Genomic DNA, 17,567 nt, shown 5'->3' on the forward strand with positions numbered 1-17,567 from the left:
GTGCGCAGGCCGACTCAGTCGAGAAACTTCAAATCCGACGGTGCTGGCTGATTGAAGGTCTGTACCGTCTCCCCCAGTTTGCCGGTGCGCGGATCACGGCGCATGACGACGATCTGGTTGCTCTTCTGGTTGGCTACCAGGACGAAATGATCAGTGGGATCCAGGGCGAACTCGCGGGGATGATCGCCCTCGACCGTGCGCCGTTGCAACAGGGTCAGCTGGCCATCGTCCTGGCCTACGCTGAACACCACGATTTCGTTGGCCGTGCCGCGGTTGCTGACGTACAGGAACCGCCCATCCGCCGAGAGGTGCAGGCCACCGGACGCCTTGGCAGCCGCATCCGCCTGGTCGGTCAAGGCCAGGCGCTGACGCTGCTGCAGGGCGTCGTCCTTGACCTCGAACATGACGACTTCGCCACTCATCTCGAGGGTCAGGTAAGCATGGCGTCCCTTGGCATCGAACAACAGATGGCGCGGCCCGCTGCCTGGCGGCAAGTCGACCGAAGCCGGGATGGCAGGGCTCAACGGGCGATCGGCACTGGCTCCGTCATAGCGGTAGATGAACACCTTGTCAGCGCCCAGGTCGCTGGCATAGACATGCTGGCCATCGGGTGAGAGCACCAACGAGTGCACATGGGCGCTGGCCTGGCGTTCGGGGTTCACGCCGCTGGGCGTATGGCGCAGCTGCTGGACCGCTGGCTTGAGCGTGCCGTCCTTGGCCACCGGAATCACCACCAGACTGCCACCCGGATCGGGCGCAACGGCATAGTTGGCGACGAACAGGTAACGCTGATCGCGGCTGAGGCTGGCGTGGGTGGGCTCGTCGCCGCGGCTGCCGACCTGGTTGAGCGGCTTGATCTCGCCGTTGCTGCTGAGGCTGAAACTGCTCACCTTGCCGTCGGGTGTTTCATTGACACTGAACAGCTGGCGCTGGTCGGCCGACAGCACCAGCCACGACGGGCTGACACTCTTGACCACCTGCAGCGGCGTCGGCTCGATCTTGCCGCGCTTGCTGTCGAACTGGTAGCGGTAGATGCCCTGGCTCTGGCCATCGGTGTAGCTGCCCACCAGCAAGGTTGCAGCCTGCGCGGGGATCATCGTACTCATCAGGCTAACGCTCAGCAGGCAGGTTTGGGTCCACTTCTTCATCATCTTCATCCGGGGCGCGAAAGGCACTCATACAGACTAGCCGATGCTCGCCCTGTTCATCGGCGAGTTGCCATTGGTCGTGCTCGCCAACGGCGGCAGCGATCTGCTCGGGGGTAAACGACCAGCGCCGCAGTTGGCGGCCGTCCATGCACTCGATGCTGAGGCCGGATTCGTCGCAGGTGAAGTCGAAGGCGTGCAGGCCATCGATCAGGAGCATGTCGCAGGAGGCGAGCGCAGTGGCGAGAGGAGACATGGCGATACCGTGAAAAAAATGAGCCGGCAGTATAGCCGGCTCATTGGCAAGCACGTGCAGTCAGTGGGCGAAGATCGAACCGCCCTGCTTGCCGGCCATCTTTTCAGGCTTGATCAGGAACCGCGCCAGGGCCGGCAACAGCCACAACGCACCGAACATGTTCCACAGCAGCATGAAGGTCAGCATCAAGCCCATGTCGGCCTGGAACTTGATGGCCGAGAAGATCCAGGTGCAGACGCCGATCGCCAGGCACAGACCGGTGAACAGCACCGCCTTGCCGGTCGAGCGCAGGGTCTGGTAATAGGCTTCCTGCAACGGCAGGCCGGCACGCAGGAAGCTTTCCAGGCGGCTGTAGATGTAGATGCCGTAGTCCACCCCGATCCCCACGCCCAAGGCCACCACTGGCAAGGTAGCGACCTTGACGCCAATGCCCATGAACGCCATCAGCGCGTTGCCCAGCACCGAGGTCAGCACCAATGGCAGGACGATGCACAGGGTAGCGGCGAATGAGCGGAAGGTGATCATGCACATCACCGCCACGCAGATGTACACCAATACCAGGATGGTCAGCTCTGCCGACTTGATCACCTCGTTGGTGGCCGCCTCGATACCGGCGTTGCCCGCTGCCAGGAGGAACTGCAAGCCGTCCTTGTTGTGGCTGTCGGCGAACGCCTTGGCTGCTGCCGTGACGCGCTCCAGGGTTTCGGCCTTGTGGTCGTTGAGGAACACCAGCACCGGCGCCAGTGAACAGTCGCCGTTGTACAGGCCGTCGGCACGGGCGATGGAATTGTTGAGGATGTCCGGGTTGCGCGACAGGGTTTCCCACTTCAGGTTGCCCTCGTTCATACCCTTGATCACTTGCTTGGACACCGTGACCAGTGAGATCGCCGATTGCACCCCGGGGGTGTTCTGCATGGTCCACATCAGCTCGTCGATCGGCGCCATGGTCGAGTGAATCGAGCAGCTCTCGGCAGGCGTCTTGACCATGATCACCAGCACATCGGAACTGGTCGAATAATTGCTGATGATGAAGTTGTTGTCCTGGTTGTAGCGCGAATCCGGACGCAGCTCCGGAGCGCCCTGGTCGAGGTCGCCGATCTTGAGGTTCTGGCTGTACCACAGGCCGCCAGCAAAAGCGATCAGGGCCAGGGCAATGGACACCGGCGCGACCTTGGCGCTGGCGAAGTTCGACAGCAGGCGCCAGAACGGATGCTCGCGGGTCGCGTCTTTCTTGCTGCGCTCGATGGCTTTCTTGCTGATGCCGACGTAGGAGATCGCCACCGGCAGCAGGATCAGGTTGGTGAAGACGATCACCGCTACGCCGATCGAAGCGCCGATGGCCAGTTCGCGGATCACGCCGATGTCGATGATCAGCAAGGTGATGAAGCCTACGGCATCGGCCAGAATGGCGATCATGCCCGGCAGGAACAACTGGCGGAAGGTGCGCCGCGCCGCAGTCAGGGCGTTGTCGGCGTCACTGGACTGCAAGGCGATGCCGTTGATCTTCTGTACACCGTGGGAGATGCCAATGGCGAATATCAGAAACGGCACCAGCATCGAGTAGGGATCCAGACCGAAGCCGACCGCATGCATCAGGCCCAGCTGCCAGACCACCGCGACCAGGGTGGTGATGAGCACGGCGATGGTGCTGCGGATGCACCAGGTGAACCAGTACAGCAGGATCCAGGTGATGATCAGGGCCACGCCGAAGAACATTGCCACCATCACCAGGCCGTCGATCAGGTCGCCGACCTTCTTGGCGAAGCCGACGATGTGGATTTTCACGTTGGGGTTCTGCGCCTGGAACTTGTCGCGGATCTTTTCTTCCAGTTGGTGGGAAAACTGCTGGTAATCCAGCTTGACCTGCTTGCCGGGGTCCTGCGGGTCGGGGAAGCTTTCCAGCAGCGGCACATCGACGATGCTGGACCTGAAGTTGTTGCCCACCAGACGGCCGACCTGGCCAGACTTGAGCACGTTGTCGCGCAAGGTATCGAGGCTTTGCTGGGAGCCGTCGTAGGTATTGGGGATGACTTCACCGCCAGAGAAACCCTCTTCGGTCACCTCGCTCCAGCGCACGCTGGGACTCCACAGCGACTTGAGGCCGGCGCGGTCGACACCGGGGATGTAGAACACCTCGTCATGGATCTGGCGCAGGGTTTCCATGTAGTGCTTGTCGAAGATGTCGCCATCCACCGCTTCGACCGAGATGCGGATGGTGTTGCCCAGGTTGGCCAGGTCATTGCGGTGCTCCATCATCTGCTCGATGAAGGGATGCTCCAGCGGGATCATCTTCTCGAAGCTGGTGGAGGGCCGTATCTGGGTGGCCTGCCAGAACAGGAAAATGCTGACCAACACGCACAAGGCGATGACGACCGGGCGGTTGTTGAAGATCAGGCGTTCGAGCAGGGTCGCCTTGTCCTGGTTGTGGGGCATGTCGATGCTCTCCCGGCTGGTCATGGACGCACCTCCTGGGCAGGCTGATCGGCGCCTTTCGCATCAGCCAGGTGAATACCGCCCTGCCCGACCAACAGCAGTCCGCCATCGGCCAGGCCACTGACACCGGCCAAGGCGATGCGGTCGCTGCGGTTGTAAATGCTGAAGGTCTGACCATCATCGTCGCTGCGCAGCACGCTGCCACCGTTGCCCACCAGGATCAGGCTGCCATCGTCTGCAAGGGTTGCGCCTGCCAGGCCGAATTCGAGCGTCCCGCGCGCTGCAGTGAGGGCGATGGGCTGCCAAGTGTCACCGAAGTTGCCGGAACGGAACAGGTTGCCGCGCAGGCCATACACCAGCAGCGTATTGGCCTGGGCGGTGCCGATCACACCGAACAGTGAGCCCTCGTAGGGGCCCTGGACGCTGTCCCAGGTCTGGCCGTCGTCGCTGGAGCGGAACATGCCGCCCTGCTCGCCGACGATGAACAAACCCGCATCACGGACTTTGTTGATGCCATTGAGGTGCAACTGATCAGGGTTGTCCAGGCGCTCGGCGACGTCTTGCCAATGCTGGCCGCCGTCGCGGGTTTCCAGCAGTGCGCCATAGGCGCCCACGGCAAAGCCGTGCTGGGCGTCGAGGAAGGTGATGTCGAGCAGCGGCGCTTCGCGGGCGAGGTCTTCGAACTGCTTGGTCCAGGTGGCACCGCCATCGGTGCTGGCGAGGATCTGCGCATCGTGACCGACGGCCCAGCCGCGTTTGTCGTCGAGGAAGAACACTGCGGTGAGCAGTTGCCGGGTCGGCACACGTGCCTGGGTCCAGGTGTGGCCCTGGTCGTCCGAAAACAGGATATGCCCCCGGTCGCCCACCACCACGAGCCGTTTACCGGCGTGGACGGCGTCGATCAACAGGCTCTGACTGGCCTTGGCCGATTCGGTCGAATATTCGTCGGCTGGCGCGGCCTGCACCCCGCTTGCCATCCCCAATGCCAGCGCCAGCATCGCGCCGGCCGCCAACGGCCAGGCCGCACGCCTGGCCTGCGTCATCACCCGCTCCATCATGACCATCCCCTGTTGTGTTCTTGTTGGTGGGTCTGTGCTGTGAAAAGCCTGCGTTAGAGGCCTGGAGGGATCGTATCGGGGAACGTTGCGCGATGACAACGCGCTGCACGTTATGTTTTGTTAACCGCCCTGGGGGGCAAGCTGCAAGCTGCAAGCTGCAAGCAGAAGCAGATCTGCTTTTGCTTTCAGCTTGCAGCTTGCCGCTTGAGGCTCAGGCGAGGCTCTTGCTGACCACTTCGTAGACGTCGCTGGACAGCTCGCCGGACGCGCGAATCCGCTCCAGCTCGGCCTTCATCAACGCCTGGCGCGCCGCGTCATATTTGCGCCAGCGGGTCAGGGGTGCCAGTTGACGCGAGGCGATCTGCGGATTCAACCCATTCAGCTCAATGACCAGGTCGGCCAGGAAGCGATAGCCTGAACCATCGGCGGCGTGGAAGTTGACCAGGTTCTGCCCGGCGAATGCACCCACCAGTGCTCGAACCTTGTTCGGGTTCTTCAGGGTGAAGGCCGGGTGCTGCATCAACGCCTTGACCCGCGCCAGCCCGCCCGGCAGCGGGCTGGCGGCTTGCACGCTGAACCACTGGTCCATGACCAGCGGGTTATCCTTGAAGTGCTCGGCGAAGATTTCCAGCGCCTTGGCACGTTCGGCCTCGAACGGCGAATTGACCAGCACCGCCAGCGCAGTCAGGCGCTCGGTCATGTTGTCGCAGTGCTCGAACTGCTCCAGGGTCGCTTCCAGCACCTGCGGCTTGCCGCTCAGCATCAGGTACGACAGGGCGATGTTCTGCAGGCTGCGGCGAGCGAAGTGTTCGGCGGCGGCCACGTAGGCGGTGGTGCGCGACACCTCACGGTGGGCCTGGTAACGCGCCCACAGGGCGTCGAACAGCTGTTCGGCGATCTGCTGGCGAGCGAACTCGCGGGCAGCGTGGATCGCATCCACGTCGGCCACCTGGCTGATCTCGGTGAGGTAGGCCTCACCTGGCAGCGAGAGCATTTCGGCGACCATGGCCGGGTCCAGCGACTGGTTGCCCAGCACGGTGCCAAGCGCGGTGATCAGGCGCTGGTCGAGCTTCAGCGCCTCGCCGCGCTGGTGCTGGCCGATCAGTTCCTGCAGCACCTGGACCGACAGCTGCTGGCCCGCTTCCCAGCGGTTGAAACCGTCGCTGTCGTGCTGCATGAGGAACATCAACTGGTCGCGGTCGTAGGGGAAGCTGAGCTTGACCGGCGCACTGAAACCGCGCAGCAACGACGGCAGCGGCTTGGCGGCGATGCCCTGGAAGGTGAAGGTCTGCTCGGTTTCGGTCACCGACAGCACGCGGTTGGTGCCGCCAGCCGAGCTCTCGCCAGCCAGTTGCAGCGGCAGGTCGTTCCCGGCGGCATCCAGCAGGCCCAGCTCCACCGGGATCACGAATGGCAATTTTTCGGCTTTGTCAGGGGTCTGCGGGCAGCTCTGGCGCAAGGTCAGGCTGTAGGTCTGCGCGGCCGCGTCGTAGGCTTCGCTGACCTCCAGGCGCGGCGTACCGGCTTGGCTGTACCAGCGCTTGAACTGCGTCAGGTCGACACCGTTGGCGTCTTCCATGGCCTTGATGAAGTCGTCAGTGGTCACCGCCTGGCCATCGTGGCGCTCGAAGTACAGGTCGCTACCCTTGCGGAACCCTTCGGCGCCCAGCAGCGTGCGCACCATGCGCACCACTTCGCTACCCTTCTCGTACACCGTCAGGGTGTAGAAGTTGGAAATCTCGATGAAGCTGTCCGGGCGTACCGGGTGCGCCATCGGCCCTGCGTCTTCAGCGAATTGATGCGTGCGCAGGTAGGCGACGTCCTCGATGCGCTTGACCGTGCGCGAGTTCATGTCGGCACTGAATTCAGCGTCGCGGAACACCGTGAAGCCTTCCTTGAGCGACAACTGGAACCAATCGCGGCAGGTGACCCGGTTGCCCGACCAGTTGTGGAAATACTCATGGGCTACCACCGCCTCGACGCGCTGGTGGGCGGCATCGGTGGCGGTCTCGGCGCGGGCCAGCACGCAGCTCGAGTTGAAGATGTTCAGGCCCTTGTTTTCCATGGCGCCCATGTTGAAATCATTGACCGCGACGATCATGAAGATGTCGAGGTCGTACTCGCGGCCATAGACTTCTTCGTCCCAGCGCATGGACTTCTTCAGGCTGACCATGGCGTGGTCGCACTTGTCGATGTTCTCCGGCTCGACGTAGATGCGCAGGGTCACGTCGCGTCCGGACTGGCGGGTGAAGCGGTCTTCCACGCACCACAGGTCGCCGGCGACCAGGGCGAACAGGTAGGCCGGCTTCTTGAACGGGTCCTCCCAGGTCGCCCAGTGCCGGCCGTCTTCGGCCGGGCCGCTGCCGATCGGGTTGCCGTTGGACAGCAGCACCGGGTAGCGATGTTGTTCGGCGATCACCGTGGTGGTGAAGGTGCTCATCACATCGGGACGGTCGAGGTAATACGTGATCTTGCGAAAGCCCTCGGCCTCGCACTGGGTGCAGAACATCTTGCCCGACTTGTACAGGCCCTCGAGCGCGGTGTTGCGCTCGGGGTGGATCTTCACGCTGGTATCGAGGGTGAAACGCTCGGCCTTGGGCTGCACGATCAGGCGGTCGGCATCGAGCTGGTAGTCGCCCGCTTGCAGTTGCTGATCGTCCAGGGCGGCGCGCAGCAGCTCAAGGTGCTGACCGTCGAGTTCCAAGGGTGGCAGGCCGGCGCCGCGCGCCGGATTGCGGTGCATCACCAGTTGCGCGTGGACCAGCGTGTGGTCCTCGAACAGCTCGAAGGTCAGGTGCGTCTCGTCGATCAGGTACTCGGGCGCCTGGTAATCCTTGAGGTAGATCACTTGCGGTTGTTCGGTACGCATGTGCAGATCCTTTTACTGGAGCACGGCCAATTGATAGGCGGTGTACTTGCGAATATTGATCACGCCGGTATCGAAGATCAGGTACTGGCCCTTGATACCCAGCAACGTGCCTTCGACGACGGGATTCTTGTCGAGGTTGAAGCTGACGATCTTGGTCGGGTAGGCCTGGACTGGATAGCGCATCTGCACCACCTCGGCATCTGGCAGCGGCTGGACCGCCTGCAGGCCGAAGCGGCCTTGCAGCAAACGCAGGCCTTCGGCGCAGGCATCGAAGATCTGATCGCGCACGGCGGCAAGGTCGAGCGCTTGCGCATCGCCCTTGAGCAAGGCGCGCCAGTTGGTGCGGTCTGGCACCTGGCTGCGCAGCAGGTCTTCGACCAGGCCCGATTGCTGGCGAGTGGACACGCGCAGAATCGGCAGCGCCTGGCTGGCGCCCTGGTCCAGCCAGCGCGTGGGCAGCTGGGTGGCGCGGGTGATGCCGACCTTGATCCCGGACGAGTTGGCCAGGTAGACGATATGGTCGGTCATGCAGAACTGCTCGCCCCAGGCCGGGTCGCGGCAGGTGCCTGCATCGTAATGGCAGCGTTCCGGGGCCATGATGCACATGTCGCACTGTGCCAGCTTGGTCATGCAAGGGTAGCAATAACCCTGGCTGAAGCTGGTCTTGGTGCGCTTGCCGCAATGGCTGCAATGAATCGCGCCAAGGTATTCCAGGCGCAGGCGCTGGCCGATCAGCGGGTTCACCGGAACCTGGGTTTCACCCAGGCGAAAACTGTACTGGACCACCGGCGCCTGCAGGCTGACGGCCATCTTGCTCAGAGAGCCACGAGCGAGTTCGATCAATGTACCGAGTCCGACTTGAACAGAATGTTGGCGATCGGTGCGGACTTCGAGGCGCATTCCTGCGGGCCCATGTAACCGGTGCGCTGCTCTTCGGGCAGGTTCTTCATCTCCCAGGCGATCAGCGCCTGCAAGGACAGCTCCTTCTGCTCGGCGGTGAGCTTGCGCCCATCCGACCATTTGCCGATCTCTACCGCCAGCTTCAGGCTCTGGTAGATCTCGGGTGTGATGTTTTCGATCATTTGCGCGAAAGTGGACATAGTGTCTCCTGATTCAAGCCGACAGTTTACGCCGGGCCAGCGCCCCACCCAAGAGCCCGGTCAGGCATCCGATGAGCAGACCGCCCACGTGGGCGGCGTTGGCGATCTGGCCAAGGCCGAGCTGGCCCACCACGCCGGTCAGGCACACCACCAGCCAGACCAGCATCATCGCCAGGACGCCCCTGGGCAGCGTGAAATGCCGGTTCGGCGCCAGCCACTGGTACAGCCAGACGTGGCCGAGCAGGCCGTACAGCACCCCGGACAGGCCGCCGAACAGGCTTGGGCCGCTGGTGTAGTGCTGGGCCAGGTTGGACACCAGGCTGAACAGCAGGGTCAGGCCCAGCAACTGCCAAGGGCCCTGGCGCAGCTCGATGCGCTTGCCCAGTTCCCAATACCACAGGCCGTTCATGGCCAGGTGCAGCACGCCGAAGTGCAGCAGCATGGGCGACACCAGGCGCCACCACTGGCCTTCGGCCAGGCCCTGGGCCAACGGGGTGAAATGCAGGTATTCACCCTGCACGCGGAAATCCAGAAAGGTGAACCAGCTGATGGCGTTGAGGTTGTCACCCAGGCCGGTAAGGCCGGCGACGATCACACAGAGCAGTAAAACGCCAGCAGTGACTTTGCAGGCCTTGGCCTGCTCGGCCAGGGATGATTGAGCGGGCGCAGGCGCGGGCTGCTCGGCGGCGACTTCGGCGTTGCCATCGGGGAACCGCTGGTAAAGCTCGCGCACGTCCCCGGCCAGGTCAGCGGGCGCCCAGAGCACCTGCTCGTCACCCTCCTCGCTGACCCTGTGCGGGACCTGCAGGCGCTGCAACAGGTCGACGAAGCCGCTGAGGTCGACCGACAGCGGCAAGCGCATCACCTCGATGATCGTCATGGATTGGCCTGCGGGCGTTCGACATCGACCCAGACGAACTTGCGCGGGTCGATGCAGGTTTCATGATCCAGCCGATAGGCTGCCAGCTTGCCGTACAGCACGGCGCTGTAGTCCAGGCAGGCGAGGTTCGCGCGGATCGGCGCCGGACGCCCGCTGCGCCAATAATGGCCGACGAACAGCAGCGGCTCGTCCTCGGCGTAGCGCAACAAGGCATTTTTCTCGGTATGGCTCAGCGGGGTACGGGCGACGTCGTCGGGTAACGCATCGGGCTGGAAGACGATATCGCCGTAAGTCTGCGGATCGTCTTCCCAGAACTTGGTGCGGAAGAACGCGCGCGTCAGCCCGTCGCCCCCGGTCAGGGTCAGGCCATCGGGCAGGCGCATGTCGGTGCCGCGCAGCAAGCGGTTGCACACGTTCGCAGCGAAACTGCCGGAAACCGCCGAGGCCTGCAGGAAGTGCGCGTCGATGCGCCCGTCTGGATACTGCTGACGCAGCGGCTCGATCAGTTGCTTGTCCCAGCAGGCGTGGACCAGGCGAAAGCGACCTGCGTCAAGGAACAGGGGTAGCTCGAAGAACCATTGCACGAAGTCATGCCAGTCCGCAGGGTGCTGGGCGAACTGCGTGAGGGTCTCGTCGATCAGGCGGGCGTGGCGTGGCGTGTGCTCGCGCACGAACGACTTGCCGCTGCCAGGCAAGGCTGGGGTGACCCAACCCAGGGCGTTGTATTCATGATTGCCCATGATGCAGAACGCCTGCCCGTCTTCGACCATGTCGTGCACGATGTGCAGGGCCTCGCGGATGCGCGGGCCACGGTCGACGATGTCGCCAAGAAACAGCGCCTGGCGCCGCGGATGACGCCATACGCCCTTGATGCGTTGGTAGCCCAGGGCGTCGAGCAGGCGTTCGAGGGTCTGTGCGCAACCGTGCACGTCGCCGATGATGTCGAAACTACGCGCCGGATCGAGCATCAGTCGTCCCTGCCGCCCAGGCGGCTGCCCCAGCCGAGCTTGGTGCGGCACACCTCGTAGTAGTTATGGTCCAGCGGGTGGATCAAGCGCAGCTTCTGCGGCTTCTTGCTCACCGTGATGGTGTCGCCAGGCGCACAGGTGAAGTGGTTCTGGCCATCGCAGGACACTTGCGGGTAGATCTGCAGGTCCTTGGCCACCACGATCTTCAGCTCGCTGTTGCCATCGACCACGATCGGGCGGCCCGAGAGGGTGTGCGGGTACATCGGCACGATGACGATGGCATCGAGCTTGGGATGCATGATCGGGCCGCCAGCCGACAGGGCGTAGGCAGTGGAGCCGGTCGGGGTAGCGACGATCAGGCCGTCGGCCTTCTGACTGCAGACGAACTGGCCGTCGATGTAGATCTCGAATTCAATCATGCGCGTCGATTTGCCGGGGTGCAGAACGACGTCGTTGAGCGCATCGCCCTGGCCGATGGCCTCATGATGACGCCGCACTTCGGCCTGCAACAGGAAGCGGTTTTCCACCAGGTAGTGGCCGTCCAGCACCTCGGCGACTTTCTGTTCCAACTCATCCGGACGGATGTCGGTGAGAAAGCCCAGGTTGCCGCGGTTGATCCCCAACACCGGGACGTTGTGCCGGGCCAAGGCGCGAGCGGCACCGAGCAGGCTGCCGTCGCCGCCGACCACGATGACCAGGTCACAGACTTCGCCCAGCAGCTTGCGCGTCGATGTCTGCAGGCCGTGGCCAGGCAGCACTTCGGCGATGGTGTCCTCGAGGATCACGTGCAGGTGGCGTTCGAGGAGGAATTTTTTCAGTCGGCGAATGGTGTCGAGCACCTGGGAGCTGCCAAGGCGGCCGATGATACCGATATTGCGAAATTGCTCCATGGGGCTCCTGCAAAGCGTTGCGGCGGTGACTATGGCGCGATTATGGCGAAACCGCCGGGCAGCGGCAAACCGGCTATGCTCGCAGCATGACGCCTTTTGCCGAACTCCACAGGCTGCCACGCCAGCTGAGCAGCCCCGCCGTGCGTGACCTGGCCTGGACGCTGCTGTCGCCGCCGCTGCTGAGCGCCCCGCCGTGCCCCCAGCGTCACCCCCTGGCAGGCAGCGCCTGGGCCGACGACCCGCAGCGCTTGCAGGCCTGGCTGCAAGCGCTCGACGGCGACGACCGGGCACTGCAGCAATGGCTGGCAACACGCACCAGTCGCCGTCTGGGGCTGTATTACGAGAGCCTTTGGCAGTTTGCCTTGCAGCATGCGCCGGGCGTCGAGCTGCTGGCCTCGAACCTGGCCATCCGGGCAGGCGGGCGCACCCTGGGCGAGTTGGATATCGTGCTGCAAGACGCGCACGGCACCCATCATCTGGAATTGGCCATCAAGCTGTACCTGGGCCCGGTCAGTCAGGCTGCACGCGACCCTGCGCAGTGGCTGGGGCCAGGCTGCGAGGACCGCCTGGGCAGCAAGCTTGCGCACCTGAGCGGTCACCAACTGCCGATGTCGGCCGCCAGCGACGGTGCCCAGGCGCTGGCGGCCTTGGGCGTAGGCCCGGTGCAGGCGCACCTGTGGCTCGCGGGCTATCTGTTCTACCCCTGGCCAGGCCACAGTGACAGCCCGACAGGCGCCAACCCTGCACACCTGCGCGGGCGCTGGATACGCCGACGCGACTGGCCGGTGACCGGGCAGCAGCGATGGCAGCCGTTAGCGCGTCACGCCTGGCTGGCACCGGCGCGTGTCGAGGCAGGCCAATCCTGGAGCGCGGGGCAGTTCCAGGCCTGGCTGGCAGCGCTCGATGCGCAGGCGCCGGCGCAGTTGCTGGCCAGGCTCGAGCCGGACGGCAGCGGTGCCTGGCAGGAAGTCGAGCGGGTGTTCCTGGTCGCCGATCGGTGGCCGCATCTGCCCGAGCGTTGAGGTGGCCCTGGGTCAGCAAAACCCCTTTCATCGACCTGGAGCAAAACGCGCATCGCCAAAGCGCATACAGTTAAGGAACAGCGCCCCCAGAGCGCCACTTCGACCTGATGACGAGGAACTGCCATGGTCTTGTCGACCTCAACGCCCCATTACGCACGCTTGTCGATCGCCTTGCACTGGCTGATGCTGGTGCTGCTCGCCGCCGTATACGCCTGCATCGAACTTCGCGGCGTGTTTCCCAAGGACAGCGCTGAACGCAACCTGATGAAAGACTTGCACTTCATGCTTGGGCTGAGCGTCTTCGTCCTGGTATGGCTGCGCCTGGCGGTGCGCCTGAGCCGCCCGACACCACCGATCGTGCCGCGCCCGCCGGCCTGGCAGACCGGCCTTGCGCATCTTGTGCACCTGGCCTTGTACCTGCTGATGATCGGCTTGCCCCTGGCCGGCTGGTCGATTCTAAGCGCCGCCGACAAGCCAGTGCCGTTCTACGGCCTGGAACTGCCGCACCTGATCGCGCCCGACCCGGACCTGGCCAAGTTCATCAAGGGCTGGCACGAACGGATCGCCACCTGGGGCTACTGGTTGATCGGCCTGCACGCCATCGGCGGGCTTTACCACCACTATGTGCGGCGCGACAACACACTGCTGCGCATGCTGCCCTACAAGTAGCCGCGACGCCCTTGCAGCCCGCCGGTGTGCAGAAAGATCAGCCGGGTGCCTGGCGCGAACGCCCCGGCTTCGACCTGTTCGTGCAGCGCGAGCAAGGCTTTGCCAGTGTACAGCGCCTCCAGCGGCACGCCGCTGTGTCGCTCGCTGCGCGCGACGAAGGCCAGTAGTTCGTCATCGAATCTGCCAAAGCCGCCACGACAGGCGTCGTGCAATTGGTAACCGACGGAGCCGGCAAGCTGCTCGACAGTCTGCCCTACCCCGTGCCCGCGCGGCACCGCCAGCGCACCATGCACGGCGTGCGCCCCGGCCTCGGCCACTACCAGCCCGGCCAGGGTAGTGCCGGTGCCGGCTGCCAGCCACCAGGCGTCGTAGTCCGCCCAGCCCAATGCCGCAAGCTGCGCCTGTGCCTGCTCGACGATCGATGCACAGCCTTGGACCCCATCGGCCGTGCCACCGCCTTCGGGAATGCACTGCCAGCCCGGATAGCGCGCTTGCCACGGCGCCCAGAAATCCGCCTGGTGCCGCGCCCGGTAGCCTCCATAACCCAACCAGTGCAGGGTCATGCCCAGACGCTGCAGATCACGCACCGTCGGCGTGTCCTGTGGCTCGCCACGCAGCAGCCCTGCGGTCGCGAAACCGAAGCGCTTGCCGGCACCGGCCAGGGCGTGCAGGTGATTGGAGTGATTGCCGCCCAGGCTGATCAGGCCCGGCGCCCGGTTGGCGTGGGCGTGCGCCAGGTGGCCGCGCAACTTGAACCACTTGTTGCCGCTGATCAGCGGATCGATCAGGTCCAGGCGCAAGATGGCCGCCTCGACTTGCGCGGCGGCAAGCCAGGGCAGCCTGAAAGCTTGCAGAGGTGCCTGCGGGAGGGTCAGGAATGAAGTGCGCATCGCCCAAGCTTACCCGACAACCGCTGCAGGCCCTATGGCGTCGCGCTCAAAGCTCGGCGGCGAGCCTCGAGCCTTGGTTGATTGCGCGTTTGGCATCGAGCTCGGCCGCCACATCGGCACCGCCGATCAGGTGCACCGACTGACCGGCTGCCAGCAGGCCATCGTGCAACTCACGCAGCGGCTCCTGGCCGGCGCAGATCACGACGTTGTCTACCGCCAGCACCTGCGGTTCGCCGCCGCCCACGCGAATGTGCAGGCCAGCATCGTCGATGCGCAGGTACTCGACGCCGTTGAGCATCTGCACCCGTTTGTTCTTGAGCCCGGTACGGTGAATCCAGCCGGTGGTCTTGCCCAGGCCGTCGCCGACCTTGCTGGCCTTGCGCTGCAACAGGTAAACCTGGCGGGCAGGCGCATGCGGCTGGGGCTGGATCCCGGCAACGCCGCCGCGCGCCTCCAGGTCAGTGTCGATGCCCCACTCCTTCCAGAACGTGTCACGGTCCTGGCTGCTCGCCGTGCCCTGATGCACCAGGTACTCGGACACATCGAAACCTATGCCGCCAGCCCCGATCACCGCAACCGCGCTACCCACCGGCTTGCGTTCGAGCAACACATCCAGGTAGCTCAACACCTTGGCGTGCTCGATGCCGGCAATGGCCGGCGTGCGCGGAGCGATGCCGGTGGCCAGGATAACCTCGTCGAAGCCACCTTCGAGCAGGTCGGCAACGCCCACCCGGGTATTCAAGCGCAGCTGCACGCCGGTGTTTTCGACCTTGTGGCGGAAATAGCGCAGGGTCTCGTAGAACTCTTCCTTGCCCGGGACGCGCTTGGCGACGTTGAACTGCCCGCCAAGCTCACTCGCGGCGTCGAACAGCGTCACCGTATGCCCACGTTCGGCCGCAACCGTGGCCGCAGCCAGCCCTGCGGGGCCGGCACCGACCACGGCAATGCGCTTGACCGCGCGCACGGGCAGGTAGTTGAGTTCGGTTTCGTGACAGGCCCGCGGGTTGACCAGGCAACTGGTCAGCTTGCCACCGAAGGTGTGGTCCAGGCAGGCCTGGTTGCAACCGATGCAGGTGTTGATCAGTTCGGCCTGGCCAGCGGCCGCCTTGTTGACGAAGTCTGGATCGGCCAGGAACGGCCGGGCCATCGACACCATGTCGGCATCGCCTTCGGCGAGCACGGCCTCGGCCACTTCAGGGGTGTTGATGCGGTTGGTGGTGATCAACGGGATGCTGACCGCACCGCGCAACTTGGCGGTGACCTTGCTGAAGGCCGCGCGCGGGACCTTGGTGGCGATGGTCGGGATCCGCGCTTCATGCCAGCCGATCCCGGTGTTGATCAGGGTCGCGCCGGCGCCCTCGATGGCCTTGGCCAACAACTCGATCTCGTCCCAGGTACTGCCGCCCTCGACCAGGTCGAGCATGGACAACCGGAAGATGACGATGAAGTTCGGCCCCACCGCCTCGCGCACGCGGGTGACGACCTGTACCGCCAGGCGCATGCGGTTTTCGTAGCTGCCGCCCCAGCGGTCGGTGCGGTGGTTGGTATGAGCGGCGAGGAACTGGTTGATGAAGTAACCTTCCGAACCCATGATCTCGACGCCGTCGTAACCCGCCTGCTGCGCCAGCACGGCGCAGTTGACGAAGTCGGCGATCTGCTTCTCGATGCCCGCCTCGTCCAGCGCCTTGGGCGTGAACGGGTTGATCGGTGCCTGAATCGCGCTGGGTGCGACCTGCCGGGGGCTGTAGGCATAGCGCCCGGCATGCAGGATCTGCAGGCAGATCTTGCCACCAGCCTGGTGCACGGCCTGGGTGACGATACGGTGCTGCTCGGCTTCCTCGGCGGTGCTGAGCTTGGCGGCGCCGGAATAGACGCCGCCTTCATCGTTCGGCGCGATGCCGCCGGTCACCATCAGACCGACACCGCCCCGGGCGCGCTCGGCGAAGTACGCCGCCATGCGCTCGAAACCGCCGGGACGCTCCTCCAGCCCCGTGTGCATCGAACCCATCAGGGTGCGGTTGCGCAAGGTGGTGAAGCCCAGATCCAACGGGGCCAGCAAATGCGGGTAACGGTCGGCAGCCATGGTACGGTTCTCAGGTAGCGTGATCACGGAATGCGGGCGCCTCGGCGGGTCCCGTCGTTTGTCTGTAGGCGACATTAAACAGCCGTTCGAACGCGCTCAATGATCGAAACTGACAACTTATTGATCCTGGCGTACAGCCGGACTACCCTAGAAAATCTTTGTTGCCAAGGCGCTGCACCGCTACATGCGAAAACTACTGGCAAGCGCGCTGGCGCTGGTGATGATCGCCGCGCTCTGCGGCTACGGCTTCTGGACCCAACAGCGCCCAGAAGGCCACTACCTTTCCGACTTGCGCATCGAGCTGGCGCTCAACCACGGCGCCCCAGGCGAGCATGGCAACGTGTTGGGCGTGGAGCCGCTGTTGTTCCCAAGCGATTACCAAAACCTGCAGCGCCTGCACCGCAAGTTGTCCGCCTACCTGCAACAGGCTCGCGAGCAGGGCCTGGTGGGGCCACGAACGGTCGTGGTGCTCCCGGAGCACATCGGCACCTGGCTGTGGGCGCGTGGTGAGAAGAACGCCCTGTACCAGGTCACCCGTAGCCGCGAGGCCGAACAGTGGCTGGAACTGAGCAACCCGCTGCGCTATGGCCTGGCGATGCTCGCTGCCACTGGCGATGACCGCCGCGCCGATGCCCACCTGCGCATGAAGGCCGAGCAGATGGCCAGCGACTACCAGGAGGTGTTCGGCGGCCTGGCCAAAGAGTTCGGCGTGACCCTGGTAGCCGGCTCCATCGTGTTACCGGCGCCGTATGTCGAACACGGCGTGCTGCGCGTCGGGCGCGGGCCGCTGTTCAACAGCAGCCTGGTGTTCGCAGGCGATGGCTCGGTGCTGGGCCAGCCGCAGCGCCAGCAGTATCCGGACAGCGAGGTGCGCCGCTATGTGCATCACGGCCGCCAGGCCCCATTGCAAGTGCTGCAGACCCCGGCCGGGCGCCTGGGTGTATTGATCGGCAGTGACAGTTGGTATCCACGGAATCAGCGTCAGCTTGAGCAGCAGCAGGCGCAACTGATCGTCAATCCCGTATTTCTCAGCGGCAAGCACAGCTGGGCGGCACCGTGGCGAGGCAATCGCCACCAGGATGCGGCGCAGCTCCTGCCGCTTGCGCGCGGCCAGGTCGATGAGCAGACGGCTTGGCAACAGCTGACTCAGCCTGTGGCTGCTGGTGTCAGCAGCTTGAGCGTGTTCATGCGCGGACAATTTTGGGAACAGGCCGGCGACGGACAGGGTTTCGCTCACCAGGGCGGTGAACTGCTGGCTGGGCCGCCTAGCCCCGGCGCCCGTCTATTGAATGTGTGGCTGTAGG

At 64.4% G+C, this 17,567-nt stretch carries 15 protein-coding genes; 3 read left to right on the forward strand and 12 right to left on the reverse strand.

The window, feature by feature from the left end:
* Window positions 1–14: 14 nt before the first annotated feature.
* The 10 genes from ACLEJW_RS14880 to ACLEJW_RS14925 form a co-directional block, all read right to left on the reverse strand.
* Complete coding sequence (locus ACLEJW_RS14880; protein ID WP_440777819.1) at window positions 15–1,157, reverse strand: lactonase family protein; 1,143 nt, start codon at window positions 1,155–1,157, stop codon at window positions 15–17.
* A complete protein-coding gene (locus ACLEJW_RS14885) occupies window positions 1,111–1,401 on the reverse strand; it encodes a DUF5629 family protein (RefSeq protein WP_145181546.1) in 291 nt (96 codons plus the stop codon). The genes ACLEJW_RS14880 and ACLEJW_RS14885 overlap by 47 nt, the downstream gene beginning before the upstream one ends.
* Window positions 1,402–1,461: 60 nt before the next feature.
* Window positions 1,462–3,858, reverse strand: a complete 2,397-nt coding sequence (locus ACLEJW_RS14890; RefSeq protein ID WP_313300886.1) for an efflux RND transporter permease subunit — start codon at window positions 3,856–3,858, stop codon at window positions 1,462–1,464.
* The gene (locus ACLEJW_RS14895; RefSeq protein WP_409520681.1) at window positions 3,855–4,877 is read right to left on the reverse strand and encodes a WD40/YVTN/BNR-like repeat-containing protein; all 1,023 of its coding nucleotides are present in this window, start codon (window positions 4,875–4,877) and stop codon (window positions 3,855–3,857) included. The genes ACLEJW_RS14890 and ACLEJW_RS14895 overlap by 4 nt, the downstream gene beginning before the upstream one ends.
* Window positions 4,878–5,103: 226 nt before the next feature.
* Complete coding sequence (pepN, locus tag ACLEJW_RS14900; RefSeq protein WP_440777820.1) at window positions 5,104–7,761, reverse strand: aminopeptidase N; 2,658 nt, start codon at window positions 7,759–7,761, stop codon at window positions 5,104–5,106.
* Between the two features lie 12 nt (window positions 7,762–7,773).
* Entirely contained in the window at window positions 7,774–8,604 is an 831-nt protein-coding gene (locus ACLEJW_RS14905) for a DUF2797 domain-containing protein (protein ID WP_440777821.1), read from the reverse strand.
* Window positions 8,601–8,861 (reverse strand): YeaC family protein, encoded by a 261-nt coding sequence (locus tag ACLEJW_RS14910; RefSeq protein ID WP_313459411.1) that lies wholly within the window; start codon window positions 8,859–8,861, stop codon window positions 8,601–8,603. The genes ACLEJW_RS14905 and ACLEJW_RS14910 overlap by 4 nt, the downstream gene beginning before the upstream one ends.
* Window positions 8,862–8,874: 13 nt before the next feature.
* Window positions 8,875–9,741 carry a rhomboid family intramembrane serine protease gene (locus tag ACLEJW_RS14915; protein WP_145181534.1) on the reverse strand — a complete coding sequence of 289 codons (867 nt, stop codon included), beginning with the start codon at window positions 9,739–9,741 and terminating at the stop codon, window positions 8,875–8,877.
* Window positions 9,738–10,709: a metallophosphoesterase gene (locus ACLEJW_RS14920; protein ID WP_145181532.1), complete on the reverse strand. Its 972-nt coding sequence runs from the start codon at window positions 10,707–10,709 to the stop codon at window positions 9,738–9,740. The genes ACLEJW_RS14915 and ACLEJW_RS14920 overlap by 4 nt, the downstream gene beginning before the upstream one ends.
* Complete coding sequence (locus ACLEJW_RS14925) at window positions 10,709–11,599, reverse strand: NAD(+) kinase (RefSeq protein ID WP_145181530.1); 891 nt, start codon at window positions 11,597–11,599, stop codon at window positions 10,709–10,711. The genes ACLEJW_RS14920 and ACLEJW_RS14925 overlap by 1 nt, the downstream gene beginning before the upstream one ends.
* A gap of 86 nt (window positions 11,600–11,685) precedes the next feature.
* On the opposite strand from ACLEJW_RS14925, the gene ACLEJW_RS14930 reads away from it, so the two are divergent.
* A complete protein-coding gene (locus ACLEJW_RS14930; protein WP_440777822.1) occupies window positions 11,686–12,621 on the forward strand; it encodes a DUF1853 family protein in 936 nt (311 codons plus the stop codon).
* Window positions 12,622–12,744: 123 nt separating this feature from the next.
* Complete coding sequence (locus ACLEJW_RS14935; RefSeq protein ID WP_313646665.1) at window positions 12,745–13,290, forward strand: cytochrome b; 546 nt, start codon at window positions 12,745–12,747, stop codon at window positions 13,288–13,290.
* On the opposite strand, the gene ACLEJW_RS14940 is transcribed toward ACLEJW_RS14935, so the two are convergent.
* Both ACLEJW_RS14940 and ACLEJW_RS14945 read right to left on the reverse strand, forming a co-directional pair.
* Window positions 13,281–14,180, reverse strand: coding sequence for a 1-aminocyclopropane-1-carboxylate deaminase/D-cysteine desulfhydrase (locus tag ACLEJW_RS14940; protein WP_440777823.1), 900 nt, complete (start codon window positions 14,178–14,180; stop codon window positions 13,281–13,283). The two genes, ACLEJW_RS14935 and ACLEJW_RS14940, sit on opposite strands and share 10 nt — an antisense overlap.
* Window positions 14,181–14,226: 46 nt before the next feature.
* Window positions 14,227–16,263 (reverse strand): oxidoreductase, encoded by a 2,037-nt coding sequence (locus ACLEJW_RS14945; RefSeq protein WP_440777850.1) that lies wholly within the window; start codon window positions 16,261–16,263, stop codon window positions 14,227–14,229.
* A gap of 184 nt (window positions 16,264–16,447) precedes the next feature.
* On the opposite strand from ACLEJW_RS14945, the gene ACLEJW_RS14950 reads away from it, so the two are divergent.
* The gene (locus ACLEJW_RS14950; protein ID WP_440777824.1) at window positions 16,448–17,566 is read left to right on the forward strand and encodes a nitrilase-related carbon-nitrogen hydrolase; all 1,119 of its coding nucleotides are present in this window, start codon (window positions 16,448–16,450) and stop codon (window positions 17,564–17,566) included.
* The last annotated feature ends 1 nt before the right edge of the window (window position 17,567 follow it).

It is taken from the genome of Pseudomonas sp. SMSB3, assembly GCF_052041965.1.
Classification (GTDB): Bacteria; Pseudomonadota; Gammaproteobacteria; order Pseudomonadales; family Pseudomonadaceae; genus Aquipseudomonas.